We start from the raw sequence: 20,405 nt of genomic DNA on the forward strand, positions 1-20,405 counted from the left end.
GGACATGGATCGCCGGATGTCTGCCACCTATCGCGATGCCTTGCGTGCAGCGCTGCTCTATCTGCTGCTTTCTGTGGTTTGGCTGCAGATCAGTGGCTATTTATTAAACAGTTTCTTCGATAGCTCTGCCGAGCGATTGCGATGGCAACTGATCAACGGTTATGTCTGGGTGCTGTTCAGTGCCGGGTTGATCTTCATTGCCCGGGCGCGGGTGCTGCGGTGTCTGGGTATCGGCGCCAAACTGCGTGAGCGCGATGCCGACCGCATGCGCTTGCGCCAGGCGGCAGCCGTGTTCGACTGCACCCGCGAAGGCGTGCTGGTCACCAATCGGGAAGGTCTGATCGTCCATGTGAACCGGGCGTTCATGGAAATCACCGGTTACGGGTGTGAGGACGTGCTGGGGCAGCGGCCCAACCTGTTCAAGTCCGGGCGACACTCTCCTGAGTTCTATCAGGTGATGTTTGCCACGCTCGCCAGTGTCGGGGAGTGGAGTGGAGAAATCTGGAACCGGCGCAAAAGCGGCGAGATTTACCCGCAATGGCAAACGATCCGCCTGATCCACGACGACTACGGCCGGCCGAGCCAATATGTGGCGGTGTTTTCCGACATCAGTGCAATCAAGAATTCAGAACACGAACTGATGCACCTGGCGCACCACGATCCGCTGACCGATCTGCCGAACCGCCTGCTGTTCATCGACCGCGCCGAACAGGCCCTGGCCTCGGCACAGGTCCATAAGCGTGGCTGCGCGCTGCTGATGATCGATCTCGATCACTTCAAGATGATCAACGACAGCCTCGGGCATACCATTGGCGACCAGTTGCTCAAGGCTGTGGCCGAGCGCCTGGGGGCCATGTTCGGTCCGGGCGTCACCCTGGCGCGGTTGGGCGGGGATGAGTTCGCCATACTTGCCGAAAGCTGTCCGCAACTGGTTCAGGCCGCTGCGTTGGCTCAGCGGATCATCGAGGGCCTTAAAGAGCCGTTCCTTATTGATGGGCACCAGCTGTCCATCAACACCAGCATCGGCATCAGCCTGTTCCCCAGCGATGCGTTGAGCGTCGAGCAACTGCTGCGCAATGCCGACTCTGCACTGTTCAAGGCCAAGAGCGCGGGGCGCAATGATTATGCCCTGTACACCGAAGAGCTGACGGCCCACGCCCAGCAACGGCTCGAGATCGCCTTCGAATTGCGCCGCGCCCTGGACCGACAAGAGCTGCGGGTCTATTACCAGCCGGTTCACGACCTCAAGAGCCGTCGCCTGATCGGCGTCGAGGCGCTGGTGCGTTGGCAGCACTCGCAGCGGGGCCTGGTGTCGCCGGCGGAATTCATTCCGGTCGCCGAACGAACCGGTCTGATTGCAGAAATCGACACCTGGGTCATGGCGCAGGCGTGCCGGCAGATGTGCCAGTGGCAGCAGGACGGGGTGGTGCTGTCGTTCGTCGCGGTCAACGTTTCTTCGCGTCTGTTCGCCCGTCGTGAGCTGTATCAGCAGGTGGCGCAGGTCCTGCGCGAAACCGGGCTGGAGCCGGCGTTTCTCGAGCTGGAAGTCACTGAAAGCGCGGTGATGGAAGACCCGGAAGTCGCGCTGGAGCAGATGCATCGCCTGCGCGAGCTGGGTGTGCGCCTGGCCATCGACGACTTCGGCACGGGTTACTCATCGCTGCTGCGGCTCAAGCGTCTGCCGGTGCAGAAGTTGAAAATCGACCAGGGCTTCGTCGCCGGATTGCCGTGGGATGAGGATGATGCGGCGATCTCGCGGGTGATCATTGCGCTGGCCCAGAGTATGGGCATGCAGGTGCATGCCGAGGGGATCGAGCAGGCTGAGCAGGCGGAATTTCTGCTCGAGCACGATTGCGATCTGGGTCAGGGCTACTGGTTCGGGCGGCCGGTACCGGCGGAGCAGCTTGACTGGATGCATGAGCCGGTGATCGTGTAGGAGCAAAACCTGTGGGAGCGAGCTTGCTCGCGATAGCGGAATATCCGTCGACATTTCTGGTGGCTGACACTCCCTCATCGCGAGCAAGCTCGCTCCCACAGGGTTTTTTTGGTGTGCCTGAAAGAGGGTGATTCACCTCAAGCTCTTGTCTCCACAGTTAATCTCTTCTGGTTATATAAACATTCTTAAATAGTCTTTTTAAGAATATCTACACCTCTCTAGTATTGCTCTCAAGCCGCAAGCAGTGCCGACACTGCGAGGCAACCTCTCAGTTGAAGGAGCAGCAATATGAGCGCATCCCTGCGTAGCGTCGACGGTCAAGACGAAGCCACCATCCTGCGTGAAATCCAGAGTGCACTGCGCGATCTGCGCTTTGGCGCCGTGGAAATCACTGTGCACAACGCCCAGGTGGTGCAGATCGAACGCAAGGAAAAATTCCGTTTGCAGCAGCCGGGCAACAAGTCGGGCTGAGGCGAATCAGGCAACGCGATATCCCATAAGAAAAAGCCAACAAACCAAGAATTCCAGGAGCTTTCACCATGTCGTCGATTCGTCATTTCGCTTTGGCCGCCCTGGCCAGCGCCCTTTTTGCCGGTTCCGCCGTTGCCAAGGATTATGAGCTGCTCAACGTGTCGTACGACCCGACCCGCGAGCTGTATCAGGACTACAACGCCGAATTCATCAAGTTCTGGCAAAAGGACCACGCCGGTGACTCCGTGAAAATCCAGCAATCCCACGGCGGTTCGGGCAAGCAAGGTCGGGCGGTGATCGATGGCCTGCGTGCCGACGTCGTGACCTTGGCCCTGGCCGGCGATATCGACGAAATCGCCAAGCTTGGCAAGTCCCTGCCGGCGGACTGGCAAAAGCGCCTGCCGGCCGCCAGTACGCCTTACACCTCGACCATCGTGTTCCTGGTGCGCAAGGGCAACCCTAAAGGCATCAAGGACTGGGGCGACCTGGTCAAGAATGATGTCTCGGTGATCACACCGAATCCGAAGACCTCCGGCGGTGCGCGCTGGAACTTCCTCGCGGCCTGGGCCTATGGCCTGAAAGCCAATGGCGGCGACGAAGCCAAGGCCAAGGAATACGTGCAAACCCTGTTCAAGCACGTGCCAGTGCTGGATACCGGCGCCCGCGGCTCGACCATTACCTTCGTCAACAACGGTCAGGGCGACGTATTGCTGGCCTGGGAAAACGAAGCCTTCCTGGCCCTGAAAGAAGAGGGTGGTGCCGACAAGTTCGACATCGTCGTGCCTTCGCTGTCGATCCTCGCTGAGCCGCCGGTGGCGGTAGTCGACAAAAATGCCGAGAAAAAGGGCAACGGGCAGATCGCCGAAGCCTACCTCAAGTACCTGTACAGCCCGGCCGGCCAGGAAATCGCGGCGAAGAACTTCTATCGTCCACGTGACAAGGACGTGGCCGCCAAATACGCCCAGCAGTTCCCGAAACTGGAGCTGGTGAGCATCGACAAGGATTTCGGCGGCTGGAAAGTCGCACAGCCGAAATTCTTCAATGATGGGGGCGTGTTCGACCAGATCTACCAGGCGCAGTAATCTGACTCAAGCCACGCAACGAGCCTGATGCCTGGGCTCGTAACTGTGGGAGCGGGCTTGCTCGCGAAGGCGGTGTGTCAGGCGACGTAAATGTTGACTGATATGGCCTCTTCGCGAGCAAGCCCGCTCCCACATTGATGCGTTTAGCGGATCGCTTTTTAACCAAGGACTTTTATGTCGCGTCGTATCTCCCCCGTCATACCCGGCTTCGGGCTGACGCTGGGCTACACCTTGGTGTACCTCAGCCTGATTGTGCTCATACCACTGGCGGCGATGTTCGTGCATGCCGCTCAACTCACCTGGGATCAGTTCTGGGCAATCATCTCGGCGCCACGGGTGCTGGCCGCGTTGAAGCTCAGCTTCGGCACCGCCCTGTGTGCCGCGATCATCAACGGCATCATCGGCACGCTGCTGGCCTGGGTATTAGTGCGCTATACCTTCCCAGGGCGAAAAGTGATCGATGCAATGATCGACTTGCCGTTCGCATTGCCCACGGCGGTGGCCGGTATTGCGCTGACGGCGTTGTACACCCCTACGGGTCTGGTCGGCCAGTTTGCGGCGGATCTGGGTTTCAAGATCGCCTACACCCCTCTGGGCATCACCCTTGCCCTCACTTTTGTGACACTTCCATTCGTAGTACGTACCGTACAGCCAGTATTGGCGGATATTCCTCGTGAAGTCGAGGAAGCGGCGGCGTGCCTGGGTGCAAAACCCTTGCAGGTTTTCCGCCATATCCTGCTGCCGGCACTGCTTCCGGCATGGCTTACCGGTTTCGCTTTGGCCTTTGCCCGCGGGGTCGGCGAGTACGGTTCGGTGATTTTCATCGCCGGCAACATGCCGATGAAAACCGAGATTCTGCCGCTGCTGATCATGGTCAAGCTCGACCAATACGATTACACCGGCGCTACCTCCATTGGTGTACTGATGCTGGTGGTTTCCTTCGTCCTGTTGCTGCTGATCAACTTGTTGCAGCGGCGCATCGAAACCCCATAAGGAGGCGCACCCATGTCCCAATCGTCTATTGCTGCCGCTTCCTCGAACGCTGCCCGCCGTGGCAGCGCGACCTCGCGGCGAATCCTGATCGGCCTTGGCTGGCTGATTTTTGCGCTGTTCCTGTTGCTGCCGTTGTTCATCGTGGTGTCCCAGGGCCTGAAGCTCGGCCTCGGTGCGTTCTTCACCGCGATCTTTGAGCCGGACGCGCTGTCGGCCCTGAAACTCACGGTCATCGCCGTGTTGATTTCGGTGCCGCTGAACCTGGTGTTTGGCGTCAGCGCCGCCTGGTGCGTGAGCAAGTACTCGTTCCGCGGCAAGAGCATGCTGGTGACACTGATCGACCTGCCGTTCTCGGTGTCGCCGGTGATCGCCGGTCTGGTCTATGTGCTGATGTTCGGCGCCCAAGGCCTGTTCGGCCCATGGTTGCAGGACCACGACATCCAGATCGTCTTCGCCCTGCCGGGCATCGTGCTGGCGACGATCTTCGTCACCGTGCCGTTCGTGGCCCGTGAACTGATCCCGCTGATGCAGGAGCAAGGTACCCAGGAAGAGGAGGCCGCGCGCCTGCTCGGGGCCAACGGCTGGCAGATGTTCTGGCACGTCACCGTGCCCAACATCAAATGGGGCCTGATCTACGGCGTGGTGTTGTGTACCGCGCGGGCCATGGGGGAGTTCGGTGCGGTGTCGGTGGTTTCCGGGCACATTCGCGGGGTGACTAACACCCTGCCGCTGCACGTGGAAATCCTCTACAACGAATACAACCACGTGGCCGCGTTCGCCGTGGCGAGCCTGTTGCTGATCCTGGCGCTCTTCATCCTGCTGCTCAAGCAGTGGAGCGAAAACCGTATTAACCGCCTGCGCGCCAGCGCCGCGGAGGAATAATTCATGTCGATCGAAGTGCGTAATGTCAGCAAGAACTTCCACGCGTTCAAGGCGCTGGACAACATCAGCCTGGACATCCAGAGCGGCGAACTCGTCGCGTTGCTCGGTCCGTCGGGCTGCGGCAAGACCACGCTGCTGCGAATCATCGCCGGCCTGGAGACCCCGGACCAGGGCAACATCGTGTTCCACGGTGAAGACGTTTCCGGCCACGACGTGCGTGATCGCAACGTCGGATTCGTGTTCCAGCACTACGCCTTGTTCCGCCACATGACGGTGTTCGACAACGTCGCGTTCGGCCTGCGCATGAAACCGAAAAACCAGCGCCCGAGTGAAAGCCAGATCGCAACCAAAGTCCACGAACTGCTGAACATGGTGCAGCTGGACTGGCTGTCGGATCGCTACCCGGAACAACTTTCCGGCGGACAGCGTCAGCGCATTGCCCTGGCCCGAGCCCTGGCGGTGGAGCCGAAAGTGCTGCTGCTCGACGAACCTTTCGGCGCCCTCGACGCCAAGGTTCGCAAGGAACTGCGCCGCTGGCTGGCGCGGTTGCACGAAGACATCAACCTGACCTCGGTGTTCGTCACCCACGACCAGGAAGAAGCGATGGAAGTCGCCGACCGTATCGTGGTGATGAACAAGGGTGTGATCGAGCAGATCGGCTCACCGGGTGACGTCTACGAAAACCCGGCCAGCGATTTCGTCTATCACTTCCTCGGTGATTCGAACCGACTGCACCTGGGCGAAGACAACCACGTGCTGTTCCGCCCGCACGAGGTGTCGCTGTCACGCCATGAACTGGAAGACCACCACGCGGCGGAAGTGCGGGACATTCGTCCGCTGGGCGCGACAACGCGGGTGACGCTTAAGGTTGAAGGGCAGAGCGATCTGATCGAGGCCGAAGTGGTCAAGGATCACGACAGTCTGGTTGGTTTGGCAAAAGGCGAGACGCTGTTCTTCAAGCCGAAGGTCTGGCAGAAGGTCGCCAACATCTAAAGCAAAAGCTTCGCGAGCAAGCCCGCTCCCACAGGGGGTCTATGTGCACCATAGATCCTCTGTGGGAGCGAGCTTGCTCGCGATTGCGATCTAGACAGCAGCACGCTTCGGATTGACCCGCACACCACCCGCCCGCGCCTCGATCTGCTCTTTGAGGTCATGCCGCATCCCCAGCATGAACGCCAACTCGGCCACCACAAACAGCGGCCCGACAATTAGCCCGGTCACGTCATCGACAAATGCCGGTTTGCGCCCTTCGTAGTGATGGCCGACAAACTGGATCGCCCAACCGATCACGAACATCGCCACGCCGCTGCCCAGCCACACCAGCGTGCTTTGCTGTGCCAGCGCATGACCGGCCCAGACGCTTAGCCCGAGCAATACGGTCATCAACACGCCCAGGCGCAACTCCAGACGCAGGTAAAACCACGCCGACGCCAGCGAGACGAGCACCGCCGGTGACAGCCACACGCCGCCCAGCGACCATTGCGGCCGGGACAGCAATACCGCGACGGCAACCACGATCAGCGGAATGCCGATAAAGTGCGATGCAATGTTGCGCGGGTCACGGTGGTAGGCGGCGTATTGACTGAGGTGGTCGACGAGGCTTTTCATTGTTGTTCTCCTGTAGGGTGATTGATCATGCCCCGGGGCCATTTCCCGCTCTGTCAGCCAGGCGACAATCTCTAGGAGTTTTCATGGATATGCAGGTCTGGCGTCCACGCCTGATGAGCGGTCAGTGGTTCAGCCATTTGCCTGTTTCCCTACAGGATAGCCTGCTGTCGGTGGCCAGGCTGCGGCGCCTGTCGCCAGGCCAGCGGCTGTTCAAGCGTGGCGATCCGCCCTGTGGCCTGTACGCGGTGCTTGAAGGCGCGGTGCGCGTCGGTGCCGTCAGCGAGCAAGGCAAGGAAGCGTTGCTGAGCCTGGTGGAGCCGCCGCACTGGTTCGGCGAAATCTGCCTGTTCGATGGCCAGCCACGCACTCACGATGCCTACGGCATGGGCCAGTGCACGCTGCTGCACATTCCCCAGAACACCTTGCTGGCGCTGCTCGATGAGCATCCGCAGCACTGGCGGCAACTGGCATTGCTGATGAGCCAGAAATTGCGCATGACCTTCATCAACCTCGAACAACTGAGCCTGTTGCCGGCCCCGGCACGGCTGGCGCACCGCTTATTGATGATCGCCGAAGGCTATGGCGAGACCATCCCTGCGCGCCGCGTCCTGCAACTGCCCCAGGAGCAGCTTGCCGCAATGCTGTCGCTGTCGCGCCAGACCACCAACCAGATTCTCAAGGAACTGCAGGGGCAGGGGATCATCGGGCTGAGTTACGGCGAAATTGAAATCCTCGATGCCGAGCGATTGCGGGCACTGGCCACAATCTGACGGTGAACACCGAACCATTGTGGGAGCGGGCTTGCTCGCGAAAGCGGTGTGTCAGTCGATATTGATATGGCTGAACTGACGCCTTCGCGAGCAAGCCCGCTCCCACAGTGGATTTGTGTGAATCAAAAGTTTGTGGTCGCCGAAAAAACCTGTGGGAGCGGCGGTGCGGCGATCCGACTTGCTCGCGAAGAGGCCGGATAAGACAACCCACCTTCAGAATCAATCACCGCAACCCATCCCGAAACTGCCCCGGTGTCATCCCGGTCCAGCGCTTGAACGCGCGACTGAAGCTGCTGGTGTCAGCAAACCCGAGCAGGTAACTGATTTCGCTCAGCGAGACTTGAGGGTCGCGCAGGTGCAGTAGGGCGAGGTTTTCGCGGCTTTCGTTGAGCAGCGTGTCGAACCGGCAGCCTTCATCGGCCAGGTGCCGTTGCAGGCTGCGCAGGCTCAGGTGCAGGGCCTTGGCGATGTGTTCGGCGCTGGGTTCGCCTTCGGGCAGTTGTTCTTCAATGGCATCGCGAACCTTGCGCTCCCAGGTCAGCGGCTTGAGTTGTGCCAGGGTGCGTTTGAGCACGGTTTCGTTGTGTTCGGCCAGTTCCGGGTTGGCGTCATCCAGGTGGCTGTCGAAGTCGACGAGGGCAAACTCCAACCGGTCTTCGTCGGCGCCGAAGTTCATGGGCGAGCGGAAGACTTTATGCCATTGGTGCGCGTCCGCCGGCTCCGGGCGACGTAGGTAGGTCGCCAGTGGCGCGTAGTCGCGACCCAGGCGATTGCGGCAGGTGCGCACGTAAATCGCCATGAACGCATCGATGGCTTCGAAGGCCGGGGCGGGGTTGCCGGCCGGGATTTTCAGGCTGAAACGGTAGCGATCCTCGGCACGGGTCAGTTCCAGTTCCAGGGCATCGCTGACCACCTGGTGATAGCGCACGATGCGCTCGAACACTTCCCGCAGGCTACCGCTGGCCACCAGCGCATAACCCAGCGCATGGAAGGTGGTCGGGCTGACGAAACGCGAAACCCGCAAACCGATCGCCGGGTCACCGCTGGCCTGCACCGCCAGATTCCACAGGTGCGTGGTGCCCGACAGTGGGTAGCGCGCGTTCGGGTCGTCCATCAGTTGCGGGTCGAGCCCCGCTTGCTGGCACAGGGCGGTGCTGTCGATGCCCAGGGCATCGAGTTGCTTGCGCAGGGCGCGGGTCCAGCTGGCGAGGGAGGTCGGTTCAGTCATGCTGATTGGCGCTTCCGGTCAACAGGTTGGCGTTCTCGGCTACCGCGTTGCGAGGGTTCGCAAGGCAGGATGCAACCATCAATAACCAGAGGATGGAAGCATGGACGGTACTTCTGCAAGCCCCCAACGACTGAATGCAGCCCAACGATCGGCCCATATCCGTGAAGTGGTGCTGGCCAGAGGCGTCGAGTTGCGTGAGCAATACCCGATTCTCAAGCATCAGGACGCCCTCGGCGCAGGCATTCTGACCTTCGCCATCGCCGGTATGGTCGGCTCAGCGGTGCTCTATATGACCGGGCACATGGCGTGGTGGGCGTGCCTGTTGCTCAACGCATTTTTCGCCTCGTTGACCCATGAGCTGGAGCACGACCTGATCCACAGCATGTACTTCCGCAAGCAGAAGGTGCCGCACAACCTGATGATGGGGCTGGTGTGGCTGGCGCGGCCTAGCACTATCAATCCGTGGATTCGCCGCCATCTGCACCTCAATCACCACAAGGTGTCGGGCTCTGAAACCGATATGGAAGAACGCGCCATTACCAACGGCGAGCCTTGGGGCATCGCGCGATTCTTGATGATTGGCGACAACATGATGTCGTCGTTCATCCGCATGCTGCGGGCCAAGACCTGGGCGCAAAAGATCAACATCGTCCAGCGCACCCTGAAGGTCTACGCACCGCTGGCGCTGATGCATTGGGGCGCGTGGTACGTGTTTCTCGGTTTCCACGCAGCGAATGGCGTTGCGCATCTGATGGGCGCACCTATCGAGTGGTCGGCGACCACGTTGTCGGTGATGCAGGTGATCGACATCGCGGCGGTCGTGATCATCGGCCCGAACGTGTTGCGCACGTTTTGCTTGCACTTCATCAGCTCGAACATGCACTACTACGGTGACGTGGAGCCGGGCAACGTGATGCAGCAGACGCAAGTGCTGAACGCGTGGTGGCTGTGGCCGTTGCAGGCGTTCTGCTTCAACTTCGGCAGCAGCCACGGGATTCATCATTTTGTGGTGAAGGAACCGTTCTACATCCGGCAGCTCACCGTGCCGGTGGGACACAAGGTGATGCGCGAGATGGGTGTGCGGTTCAATGATTTCGGTACGTTTGCGCGGGCCAACCGGTTTGAGCGCAAGGACGAAGTGGTCGGGGATAAGGTGCGTACGGCTCGGGCTTGATGGTTGTCTGCAAGGGCCTCTTCGCGAGCAAGCCCGCTCCCACATTTGATCTTCAGAGAACACATTATTTGTGAACAACCGAGATCCCCTGTGGGAGCGGGCTTGCTCGCGAATGCGGTGCATCAGGCAATATCAATCCGGCTGAAACGGCGACTCACTCAAGATCACCCCTGTCTCATCCACATACCGCTGCCAATGTTCGATCAAGGCACTGAGCTTCTGCGGTTGGCTCGACGCCAGGTCATGAATCTCCCCCGGATCATTGCCCAGGTCATACAGCTGCCAGGTCGCCGGCCCCACCGGTCCCGGGATGTAGACCGCCTTCCATTGCCCTTGCCGAATCGCCCGTCGTCCGAACAATTCCCAACCGGTGACGGTGTGCTCGTCATGCACTTGCGCCGTCTCGCCCGACAAGAACCCAAGCCACGACTTGCCTCGAACTTCCGCCACGGGTTTGCCGTGCCACTGCTTGCCTGGATGACGCACGCCGGCCAGATCAAGAATGGTCGGCGTGATGTCCATCACCGTGCCAAACCCATGGCTGATCTGGCCCTTGAGCGGCAGCTGCGGGTAGTGCACCAGCGTCGGAACACGGATCCCGCCTTCGGTCGTGAAGGCTTTGAACAGCCGCGACGGCGCGGTCGCCACTTGTGCCCAGTTCGGCCCGTACCAGACGTAGGAGTTGGCGCGACCGATGTTGTCCAGGCTGTTGTCGTAATGCTGGTTGAGATAGGTAAGCAACTGCGGGCCGAATTTCGGAAAGGCCTCCAGCAACGCCCCTTCGGCACCGTTATCGGACATGAACAGGATGAAGGTGTTGTCCAGTTGCCCCTGCTGGCGCAAGTAATCGACAACCCGCCCGATGTTCCAGTCCATGCGCTCGACCATCGCCGCATAAACCTCCATGGCCCGCGCGGAGATCTGCCGTTGCTCGTCGTTCAGGGCGTCCCATTGTGCAGTCAACTGGATCAACGGATGCGGCTCGACATCGGCCTCGATCAGCCCCAGTTTCTTGAGTTTTTCCAGACGCTCTAGTCGCAGTACTTCAGGGCCGGCGTCATAGCGCCCGCGGTATTTTTCCACCACCTCGGCCGGCGCCTGCAGCGGCCAGTGGGGCGCGGAAAACGGCAGGTAGGCGAAGAACGGCCGGGTCTGGTCGCGCTCCTTGAGGTATTGCAGCAGCTTGTCGCCAAAGGCATCGGAGGAATAAAAATCCTTCGGCAGTTCATCGATGAATTGGTCGTCTTCGATGTACAGCGCCGGGGTGGATTTCAGCAGCCGTGGCGTCGTTTCATCGTAGGTCGGCTCGAAGCCGTAATGGTTGGCCGCGCCGGGCAACAGCGAAAACGAACGCTCGAAACCCCGGGCGTGAGGCGCCAGCTCTGCGGTCAGGCCCAGGTGCCATTTGCCGCTCATCAATGTCTGGTAACCGGCCTCGCGCAGCAGCTCGGGCAGGGCGACCACGCGGTCGTTCAAGTGTCCTTCGTAACCCGGTTTGCCGATCAGGTCCGGGGTCAGGGCTTCGGCCATGGTACCGATGCCGGCGATGTGGTGGTCGGTACCGGTGAGCAGCATCGAGCGGGTCGGCGAGCAGGTCGGCGCGGTGTGGAAGTCGGTCAAGCGCAGGCCATTGTTGGCCAGTGCATCGAGGTTCGGCGTGTTGATTTCGCCACCGAAGGCGCCGATGTCGGAAAAGCCCAGGTCATCGGCCAGGATCACTAGAAAGTTGGGACGTTGCGGCATCAAGAATTTCCTTTTTCAGTAGGCAATGAAGGACAACGGCAGATCGCGGACCTGCACCGGCACGGGGGGCTGGTAGTGATCGTCGCTGGTGAGTTCGTGAAGCAGTTCCTCGCGTAACTGGTGGAAGTCGAAACTGCTGCGCTGGCGCGGATGGGGCAGGGCAATGTCGACCACTTGCTTGATCCGCCCCGGACGCGGCTCCATCACCACGACACGGTCGGCGAGGAAGATCGCTTCCTCGACATCGTGGGTGACCAGCACGGTGGTGATTTTTGCCCGGGCGCGGATCGCCAACAGTTCGTCCTGCATCTGCTGGCGGGTCAGTGCGTCGAGGGCGCCGAAGGGCTCATCCAGCAGCAGAATCCGTGGGCTGGCCACCAGGCCGCGAGCAATGGCCACGCGCTGGGCCATGCCGCCGGAGAGCTGGTGCGGATAGGCGCGGGCGAAGTCGACCAGGCCCACCAGTTCGATGAAATCATGGATGCGCCTGTGCTTTTGCGCAGCGCTCAATGGCTCGTTGACCAGGCCCAGGCCGATGTTGTCGGCCACGCTCAGCCACGGGAACAAGCGGTGTTCCTGAAAGACGATGCCGCGCTCGCCGCCGATGCCGGTGACGGCTTTTCCGTCAACGCTGATTTGCCCGCGAAACTGCGTATCGAGGCCCACCAGCAGCCGCAGCAAAGTGGATTTGCCGCAACCGCTGGAGCCGACAATGGCGACGAACTCGCCCTCGGCGATGTCCAGGTTGAATTCGCGAATGGCCTCAAGTGTGAAGCCGTCGACGTCGAAGGTTTTGCCCACGTGATTGAAGCTGACTATCGGTGCGTTCATGCGTGTCTCCAGCGAGTGACGCGGATTTCCAGGCGTTGGCCAATGAGGTTGAGCAGGGCGCCGGTCAGGCCCACCAGCAGCATGCCGGCCATGATCAGGTCCATGCGCAGCAGTTGCTGGGCGCCGATCATCTGGCTGCCGATGCCGCCGTTGGACGGCATGAAGTATTCAGCGCCAATGGTGCCGAGCCAGGCGTAGATAAGGCTCAGCCGAAGCCCTGCAAAAATTCCCGGTGCCGCGCCCGGTAGTACCAGTCGAACCAGGCGCTGACGCAGACTCAGGCGCAACACCTGCGCGGCCTCGTTCAGTTGCGGCGAGAGGTGGACGACGCTGCGTTGGGTGGCGATAAACAGCGGGAAAAAGGCGGCGAGGGCAACGAACACCCATTTGGCCAATTCCCCCAGGCCGAACCACGCGGTGAGCAGCGGCACCCAGGCGAAAATGGCGATCTGACGGATGGCGGCGAGGGTTGGCCCGAGCACGCGTTCACTGGTGCGCGACAACCCCAGCAGCAATCCCAAGGCAAACCCGAGCCCGCCACCGAGCAGCAACCCGCCAAGGGTTCGGCCCAGGCTCAGGGCCATGCCACCAAGCAATGTGCCGTCGAGCAAACCATCCCGAGTGGTCTGCAGGACGGCCAGCGGGCTGACCAGAATGTTCGCGTCGATCCATTGCTGATCCGAGGTCAGTTGCCACAACGCCAGAAGCGCCAGTGGCAGCAGCCACGGTTGCAATCGCTGCCAACCTCGATAACGCGGCCCGCGACGGATTTCGGCCGTGGCCGGGTGCGGCCAGTGCACCAGTTTCCTGTCCAGCAAACCGATGCCGCGATCCATCGCCACACCGATCAAACCGATCACCACAATGCACACGAACACGATGTCGAGCATGAACAGCTGCCGCGCCCAGACCATCAGGTAGCTGATGCCTTCACTGGAAGCGAGCAGTTCAACAGCGAGCAGTGAAGTCCAGCCGGCGGCCAGTGCGAGGCGCACACCGGCCATGAATGCCGGCAGTGCGGCAGGCAACACCAGGCGTCGGATCAACAGATGCCTGGGCAAGCGCAACACGGCGGCGGCTTCGCGCAGTTTTGGTTGTGCATCACGCACACCGACCAGCGTATGCAGGGTCACCGGCACCACGATGGCCTTGATCAACACCACCAGTTTCAGTACTTCGCCAATGCCGAAAAACACCATGAACAATGGAATCCAGGCCAGGGTCGGAACTTGCGCCAACCCGGCGAAGGTTGGAAATACCAGACGCTCCAGTCGACGACTGAAGCCCAGTGCGGCACCCAAAACAGCACCTGCGCTGATCCCTGCCAGCAGCCCCCAGAACAAGCGTTGCAGGCTGATCCACAAATGGCCCCACAACTCGCCTTGGGACAGTTCCAGTGCGCTGCTCCAGACCAGGGTCGGCGCCGGCAGGATCTGCTCGCTCATCCAGTGATTGCGGCTGGCGAGCCACCAGAGGCTGAACAGGAGAGTCGGCAACAACCATGGCAACAGCCGATGGTTCAGGCTCGGCCAGCGCTGCTTGCTTTCAAGCGACGGCGCGGGCAATGGCAAGCTGAGCAGAGAAACACGGGCCATGGATGACCTCCGTTGTCGAGTTGCAATACAGGCCTGCTTTTTTGTGGGAGCGGGCTTGCTCGCGAAAGCGGCGTATCAGGCAGCCATGAAGTGACTGACACTCCCTTTTCGCGAGCAAGCCCGCTCCCACAGGGTCCAAGGCGTATGCAAAATTGATCTATAAAAATTAAAATCAATACTATTGAGAGATAAGCGAAACCATTTAAGGCCTCCATAAGCCACTGCATCCAATGCATTCGAAGAATATTTTTGATGCTGCCAAGGCATACGCCACGGAGAGGTCCGCAGGCGTTGATATAGATCTAAATAGTCTAAAAATGTGAATTTATAGTATTTAAGTGTTGGTTCTACTTGGGCCTACTTTCGGCTCCTCAACGCCCGTTGCCTCAAGGAGCCGCACCCATGAACCTTCCCTTCAAACGTGTCATCAGTCTGTTCGCCGCACCGGCCCTGGCGGGCCTGCTGGCTTTCACGGCCAACGCTGGTGAACTCAAGGAAATCCGCATCGCCGTGCCGGACCTGAGTGCCGGTACCCAGCACAGTGGTGGCGGTGTCGTGGATGTGCTGCGTGATCAACAGATCTTCGAAAAGGCTTTCGCCGATCAAGGCATCAAGATTCAGTGGAGCTTCTTCAAGGGCGCAGGCCCGGTGATCAACGAGGCGTTCGCCAACGGTCAAGTGGACCTGGCCTACCTCGGCGATCTGGCGGCCATCATCGGCAAATCCAATGGTCTGGATACACGACTGCTCAGCGCCTCGGCACGCGGGGTGAAGCATTACCTCGGCGTGGTGCCGGGTTCAGGGATCAAGACCCTGCAGGACCTCAAGGGCAAACGCGTGGCCATCTTCCGTGGCACCGCCAGCCAGCTGTCCTTCGACGCGGCGTTGGCTAGCCAGGGGTTGAGCGAGAAGGATGTGAAAGTCATCAACCTCGACTTCAACGCGGCGGTCGCGGCGCTGGCGGCGAAGCAGATCGATGCCTCGTGGGGCGGTTCCGGGCTGACGGCGTTGCAAGCCAAGGGGCTGGCCGAGTTGCCGCTAAACACCAAGGATCTGGGCGGTGCGGGCAGCGTGCAGGCGGTGCTGATAGGGACTGGAAAGTTTGTCGATGCGCATCCGGAGGCGGTGGCGAAACTGCTCAAGGCCCAACAGCAGGCCGTGGAGTGGCTGACCCAGGACAGCAACAAGGACGCCTACATTCAGTTGGTGTCGGGGCTGGCGAGTTATCCGGCGGTGATCCTCACACAGGACCTGAAGGATCAGAAACTGAGCGAGGTGTTCCCCTCGACGCTTGACCCGGTGTTCCTCGGCAAATTGCAGGATGCCGTGGACCTGGCTTCGCAGCAGAAGCTGATTCGCAAGTCGTTCAAGGTCAGTGATTGGGTGGCGCCGGAGTTGGCTGCGGCGAAGCTCTGAATTTTTGTCGTCAATGCGGACGCTTTCGCGAGCAAGCCCGCTCCCACATTGGACTTGCGTCGTACACAAATCCAATGTGGGAGCGGGCTTGCTCGCGAAGGGGCCCTAAACAGCAACGCTGATCTGCTGCCTGTCCACCGCCACCAACGTTTCGATCATCGCCCGCGCCGCCGGTGACAACCGGAACCCCGTGCGGCTGACAATCCCGCACCGCGCATTCATGCTCTCAATGTTCTGCGGCAGGTTGCGCCAGTGCAGCAGCACCAGCGAGCCCTGGGCAATGTCTTCAATAAACGCTTCTTCAGTCCCCACGCCGATGGCGTTGGATTGCAGCACCACTTTCACCAGCGCCGGAAAATGTTCGGTCTCGATGCTCGGTGAAAAATCCACCCGCCCACTGAGGTTCGCCAGCAGTTTGCGAATGCCCGGCGGGATCATCGTGGTCGCCAGCGGGTAATCGAACATGTCGTTGGTCGACAGGCTCTCCTTGGCCAGCAGCGGATGCCCTGGCCGGCAGAAAAACACGCCGCGCTTGGGCGTCAGAGCCTGGGTCTGGAAGTTCGGATCGGACTCGAAATGGCGGATGTCGGCGATGAAGAATTCGATCTCTTCACGGCTCAGGGCGCGGCTGAGTTTCTCCCAGTTATCCACCTCGAAACAGGTACGCACTTTCGGGTGCGCGTTGATGAACTGCGCCACCGCATCCGGTACCAGTTTCACCGCCGGTGCCGGGCCGCAACCGAAGCGCAGTTCACCGGCATCGAGCTTGGTCATCTGCGTCACTTCGCAACTGAGCAACGCCGCACCCTGCACCAGGCTGCGGGCATGTTGCAGCACCACCAAGCCTTCAGGGGTGGGGCGCAAATCCTTGTTGCCACGGTCCACCAGGACGCAGCCGAACTCGTGTTCGAGCCCCTGAATGCTGCGGCTGAAGGCCGGCTGGGTAATGCCCATGGCCTCGGCTGCGCGCACGAAACTGCGGTGTTCGTCGAGGGCGATGAAGTAACGCAACTGGCGAAGATCCATATGCTTTTCCGGCATCCTAAAAATAGCTCGAAGGCATTTGCGACGAGGGTTGACTGAGGTTTTAAATGCAACCTCTTATTCCGTCAACGAAGCATATAGATATCTATTAGATCTAAATAGAATATAGATAGAGCAGTGTTTCGCGGCCGGTTCAACCGCAAGCAGTCTGATGAGGGTCTACCCATGAGCAATGCCGCTTTCGCTGTACAACCCGCTGTTCACGCGCTTGAAATCCATCCGGTGGCCGGTCGCATCGGTGCCGAAATCCGTGGCGTACAGCTTTCGGGCGAGCTGGATGCCGCCACTGTTGAAGCCATTCAACAGGCACTGCTGCAATACAAAGTGATCTTCTTCCGCGACCAGACCCAACTCGACGACCAACGCCAGGAGGCGTTCGCCCACCTGCTCGGCGAACCGGTGGCGCACCCGACTGTGCCGGTGCGCGAAGGTACGCGTTTTCTGCTGGAGCTGGACGGTGCCGAGGGCCAGCGTGCGAGCTCCTGGCACACCGACGTGACCTTCGTCGAAGCCTACCCAAAAGCCTCGATCCTGCGCTCGGTGGTGGCCCCGGCTTTCGGCGGCGACACCCTGTGGGCCAACACCGCCACTGCCTATGACGGGCTGTCGGTGGAGCTGCGTGAGCTGGCCGACAAGCTGGTCGCCGTGCACAGCAACGAATACGACTACGCCGGCACCAGGCCTGACGTCTCGGCCGAGAAGCTGGAGCGCTATCGCAAGATCTTCACTTCGACCGTGTACGAGACCGAGCATCCGGTGGTCCGCGTGCACCCGGTCAGCGGTGAGAAGAGCCTGTTGCTGGGGCATTTCGTCAAACGCATCAAGGGTTATTCCCAGGCCGATTCGGCGCACCTGTTCGGTCTGTTGCAGAGCCATGTGATCCGCCAGGAAAACATCGTGCGCTGGCGCTGGAAGGCCGGTGATGTGGCGATCTGGGACAACCGCTCCACCCAGCATTACGCGGTGGATGACTACGGGACCCAGGATCGCATCGTGCGCCGGGTGACGCTCAAGGGGGAAGTGCCGGTGGGGGTGAACGGGCAGGTCAGCCAGACGGTGAAAGGGCCGGATATCGACGGCGTCTGAACTGACGCTATCGCGAGCAAGCTCGCTACCACAGGGGATCTTCGCAGTTCACAGGATCAGTGTGGGAGCGAGCTTGCTCGCGATGGCGGCCTGGCAAGCAACACAGCATTTACTTTGATCGGGAACCCCGCCTTATGAGTCCGTTGCACCTCGCTTCAACCTCTTCACCCCAACGGCTCAAACGCCTGCCACTGGCCTTGTTGCTGGCAGGCAGCGCCAGTTGGACCCAAGGCTATGCAGCCGACAGCGCCACCCCGGAATCCATTCCGGTCAAGGCCGCCACGGCCGACAGCGCGCAATTGGAAACCGTGACGGTCACCACTCGCCGCCGCGAAGAAAGTTCTCAGGATGTGCCGACGCCGATGAGCGTGGTCAGTGGCCAGACCCTGGAAACCCAGCGGGTCTATCGCATCCAGGATCTGCAGCAACTGGTGCCGAGCGTCAACGTCGCCTACATGCATGCGCGCCAGTCCAGCGTGTCGATCCGTGGCCTGGGCAACAACCCGGCCAGCGATGGCCTGGAAGGCAGTGTCGGCCTGTACATCGACAACGTTTACCTCGGCCGCCCCGGCATGGCTGTATTCGACCTGATGGACATCGAGCAACTCGAAGTGCTGCGTGGTCCGCAAGGCACCTTGTTCGGCAAGAACACCACCGCCGGCGTGATCAACATCAGCACCCGCGCGCCGACCTTTACCCCTGAACGCAGCATCGAATCTTCGGTGGGCGAGGATGGCTACTTCCAGACCAAGGGCACGATTTCCGGCCCGCTGAACGACGAGCTGGCGGGACGTTTTTCCGCGTATCGCACCCGCAGCGACGGTGACATCAAGAATGAATTCGACGGCCACGATTTGAACGGTGGCTCCCGCGAAGGCTTCCGTGGGCAGTTGCTGTTCAAGCCTAACGAGTCGTTCAACTTGCGCTGGATCGGCGACTACAACGAGGAAGATTCCAGCGCCGGCACCCGTGTGTTGTACAACACCGGCCCAACCATCAATGGCACCAACCTGTATCAGACCCGGGCCAACGCGGCGGGCGCGACACTGGTCGACGGCACGCACCGCAAGGTCAACCTGAACAACGAACAGCACGTCACCGTGCATCAGGGTGGTACTTCGGTCGAGGCCAACTGGACGCTGCCAAGCGACTTCACCCTGACCTCTATCAGCTCCTATCGCTGGTGGAATTTCACCCCGCGCAACGATGATGGTCTGAACGTATCCGCCTTCCACAACGCTGGCGTTTCGGTGGAGGATAAGCAGTACTCTCAGGAGTTTCGCCTGGCGTCGCCTACCGGTGGACTCTTCGATTACGTGCTCGGCGCCTACTACTTCGGTTCCGACCTGGACAACAAATCCTTCACCTTCTACGGACCGCAAGCGGATATCTGGAGCGGTACACCTAACGGTGCGCTGAACAACATCGACAGCGTCGGCAACGGTCATATCGAAACCAACAGCTTTGCGCTGTTCGCCCAAGGCACCTGGCACTTGACCGAACGCCTGGATTTCACCGCCGGGCTACGTGGCACCTATGAAGAGAAAAACGCCAATGTCACGCGCGAGGCACCGGTCGGTGGCGTTGCGGTAACCGGTGCGGCCGCCGCCGCACGGCGCGGTCGTGCCGGCGCTTTCGACTCCGGCGATCTGAATCAGTACAGCTCCAGCCCTTCGGGTCTGTTGAACCTCAGCTACCGCATCACCGACGACCTGCTCACATACGCCACCTTGTCCCATGGCGAAAAGTCCGGCGGGGTCAATCTGGCGGTAGGCACGGCAGCGGTTGCCGGCGCCGACTCGCTGCTGATCGGCACCGAGCGCGCCAATAACGCCGAGCTCGGTTTCAAGAGCACCCTGTGGGACCGTCGCCTGCAACTCAATGCCAACCTGTTCTGGACCCAGGTCAACGGCTATCAGACCAACGCCTACGACGCCGTCAATCGCGTGCAATACCTGACGAACGCCGGTTCCGTGCGCTCCCGTGGCGTGGAGTTTGAAAGCACCCTGATCCCGCTGCGTGGCCTGACGCTGAACATCAACGGCTCGTACAACGACGTCAGCTACCTCTCCTACAAGGACGCACCTTGCCCGCCGGAAGTCAGCCTGGCGCCGGGCGCTCCAGCGTCCTGCGACCTCAGCGGTCATCAAGTGGTCGGTGCTTCGAAATGGATCGGCAACGCCAATGGCGAATACAAATGGAACCTGAGCAACGGCTTCGAAGAGTACGTCACCGCCAGCTATGCGTTCCGCTCCAAAGCGGTGGGCACGGTGGAAGATTCCGACTTCGGGCAGATCCCGAGTTATGCGGTGGTCAACCTGTCCACCGGCCTTCGCGGCGACTTCAATCAGGGGCAGTGGGACGTTTCGCTGTGGCTGAAAAACGCCTTCGACAAAACCTACTACACGACGCTGTGGACGGCCGCCAATGGCGGTTATGAAGGCCTGCTCGGCACACCGCGGACGCTGGGCGTGACCGGTCGATACGACTTCTGACGGCAAAAAACCATGCCTTGAATGAATACTTTCAATGCGGGCAAGGCATCG

17 protein-coding genes are annotated in these 20,405 nt (G+C 60.6%); 11 read left to right on the plus strand and 6 right to left on the minus strand.

All coding sequences use genetic code 11. The annotated features are described in order from the left end of the window. Nucleotides 1-16 precede the first annotated feature (16 nt). From dibA to PspS34_RS00845, 6 genes are all read left to right on the plus strand, one after another. Nucleotides 17-1,936, plus strand: coding sequence for a phosphodiesterase DibA (dibA, locus tag PspS34_RS00820; RefSeq protein WP_154861284.1), 1,920 nt, complete (start codon nucleotides 17-19; stop codon nucleotides 1,934-1,936). A 288-nt stretch (nucleotides 1,937-2,224) separates the two neighbouring features. Continuing rightward, a complete protein-coding gene (gene oscA, locus PspS34_RS00825) occupies nucleotides 2,225-2,407 on the plus strand; it encodes a sulfur starvation response protein OscA (RefSeq protein ID WP_056726967.1) in 183 nt (60 codons plus the stop codon). Between the two features lie 68 nt (nucleotides 2,408-2,475). Then, the gene (locus PspS34_RS00830; RefSeq protein ID WP_159389493.1) at nucleotides 2,476-3,489 is read left to right on the plus strand and encodes a sulfate ABC transporter substrate-binding protein; all 1,014 of its coding nucleotides are present in this window, start codon (nucleotides 2,476-2,478) and stop codon (nucleotides 3,487-3,489) included. Between the two features lie 174 nt (nucleotides 3,490-3,663). After that, on the plus strand, nucleotides 3,664-4,482 hold the full coding sequence (cysT, locus tag PspS34_RS00835; protein WP_007972956.1) for a sulfate ABC transporter permease subunit CysT: 819 nt from the start codon (nucleotides 3,664-3,666) through the stop codon (nucleotides 4,480-4,482). Between the two features lie 12 nt (nucleotides 4,483-4,494). Then, nucleotides 4,495-5,364, plus strand: coding sequence for a sulfate ABC transporter permease subunit CysW (cysW, locus tag PspS34_RS00840; protein WP_007972954.1), 870 nt, complete (start codon nucleotides 4,495-4,497; stop codon nucleotides 5,362-5,364). A gap of 3 nt (nucleotides 5,365-5,367) precedes the next feature. Then, nucleotides 5,368-6,357: a sulfate ABC transporter ATP-binding protein gene (locus PspS34_RS00845; protein ID WP_154861282.1), complete on the plus strand. Its 990-nt coding sequence runs from the start codon at nucleotides 5,368-5,370 to the stop codon at nucleotides 6,355-6,357. Nucleotides 6,358-6,447: 90 nt separating this feature from the next. Here PspS34_RS00845 and PspS34_RS00850 read toward each other — a convergent pair whose 3' ends face one another. Beyond that, on the minus strand, nucleotides 6,448-6,972 hold the full coding sequence (locus tag PspS34_RS00850) for an Mpo1-like protein (protein WP_154861281.1): 525 nt from the start codon (nucleotides 6,970-6,972) through the stop codon (nucleotides 6,448-6,450). Nucleotides 6,973-7,055: 83 nt separating this feature from the next. Here PspS34_RS00850 and PspS34_RS00855 point away from each other — a divergent pair, with 83 nt between their 5' ends. Beyond that, complete coding sequence (locus PspS34_RS00855) at nucleotides 7,056-7,742, plus strand: Crp/Fnr family transcriptional regulator (protein ID WP_154861280.1); 687 nt, start codon at nucleotides 7,056-7,058, stop codon at nucleotides 7,740-7,742. 223 nt (nucleotides 7,743-7,965) lie between these two features. Here the strand turns inward: PspS34_RS00855 and PspS34_RS00860 are convergent, their stop codons facing one another. After that, entirely contained in the window at nucleotides 7,966-8,970 is a 1,005-nt protein-coding gene (locus PspS34_RS00860; protein WP_150812069.1) for an AraC family transcriptional regulator, read from the minus strand. A gap of 100 nt (nucleotides 8,971-9,070) precedes the next feature. On the opposite strand from PspS34_RS00860, the gene PspS34_RS00865 reads away from it, so the two are divergent. Beyond that, nucleotides 9,071-10,144: a fatty acid desaturase gene (locus tag PspS34_RS00865; protein WP_154861279.1), complete on the plus strand. Its 1,074-nt coding sequence runs from the start codon at nucleotides 9,071-9,073 to the stop codon at nucleotides 10,142-10,144. Nucleotides 10,145-10,276: 132 nt separating this feature from the next. On the opposite strand, the gene PspS34_RS00870 is transcribed toward PspS34_RS00865, so the two are convergent. From PspS34_RS00870 to PspS34_RS00880, 3 genes are read right to left on the minus strand one after another with little or no spacing between them, the layout of a single operon-like run. Beyond that, complete coding sequence (locus tag PspS34_RS00870; protein WP_154861278.1) at nucleotides 10,277-11,887, minus strand: arylsulfatase; 1,611 nt, start codon at nucleotides 11,885-11,887, stop codon at nucleotides 10,277-10,279. Nucleotides 11,888-11,902: 15 nt separating this feature from the next. Next, nucleotides 11,903-12,718, minus strand: a complete 816-nt coding sequence (locus PspS34_RS00875; protein WP_154861277.1) for an ABC transporter ATP-binding protein — start codon at nucleotides 12,716-12,718, stop codon at nucleotides 11,903-11,905. Further along, nucleotides 12,715-14,313, minus strand: a complete 1,599-nt coding sequence (locus PspS34_RS00880) for an ABC transporter permease subunit (protein ID WP_159389494.1) — start codon at nucleotides 14,311-14,313, stop codon at nucleotides 12,715-12,717. The genes PspS34_RS00875 and PspS34_RS00880 overlap by 4 nt, the downstream gene beginning before the upstream one ends. A gap of 402 nt (nucleotides 14,314-14,715) precedes the next feature. Here PspS34_RS00880 and PspS34_RS00885 point away from each other — a divergent pair, with 402 nt between their 5' ends. Further along, nucleotides 14,716-15,729, plus strand: coding sequence for an ABC transporter substrate-binding protein (locus tag PspS34_RS00885; protein ID WP_154861275.1), 1,014 nt, complete (start codon nucleotides 14,716-14,718; stop codon nucleotides 15,727-15,729). 105 nt (nucleotides 15,730-15,834) lie between these two features. On the opposite strand, the gene PspS34_RS00890 is transcribed toward PspS34_RS00885, so the two are convergent. Beyond that, on the minus strand, nucleotides 15,835-16,755 hold the full coding sequence (locus PspS34_RS00890; protein WP_154861274.1) for a LysR family transcriptional regulator: 921 nt from the start codon (nucleotides 16,753-16,755) through the stop codon (nucleotides 15,835-15,837). Nucleotides 16,756-16,938: 183 nt separating this feature from the next. On the opposite strand from PspS34_RS00890, the gene PspS34_RS00895 reads away from it, so the two are divergent. Then, entirely contained in the window at nucleotides 16,939-17,859 is a 921-nt protein-coding gene (locus PspS34_RS00895; protein WP_090452452.1) for a TauD/TfdA family dioxygenase, read from the plus strand. Between the two features lie 134 nt (nucleotides 17,860-17,993). After that, entirely contained in the window at nucleotides 17,994-20,354 is a 2,361-nt protein-coding gene (locus PspS34_RS00900; RefSeq protein ID WP_154861273.1) for a TonB-dependent receptor, read from the plus strand. The last annotated feature ends 51 nt before the right edge of the window (nucleotides 20,355-20,405 follow it).

Source organism: Pseudomonas sp. S34, assembly GCF_009866745.1.
In the GTDB taxonomy this organism is placed as follows: domain Bacteria; phylum Pseudomonadota; class Gammaproteobacteria; order Pseudomonadales; family Pseudomonadaceae; genus Aquipseudomonas; species Aquipseudomonas jessenii.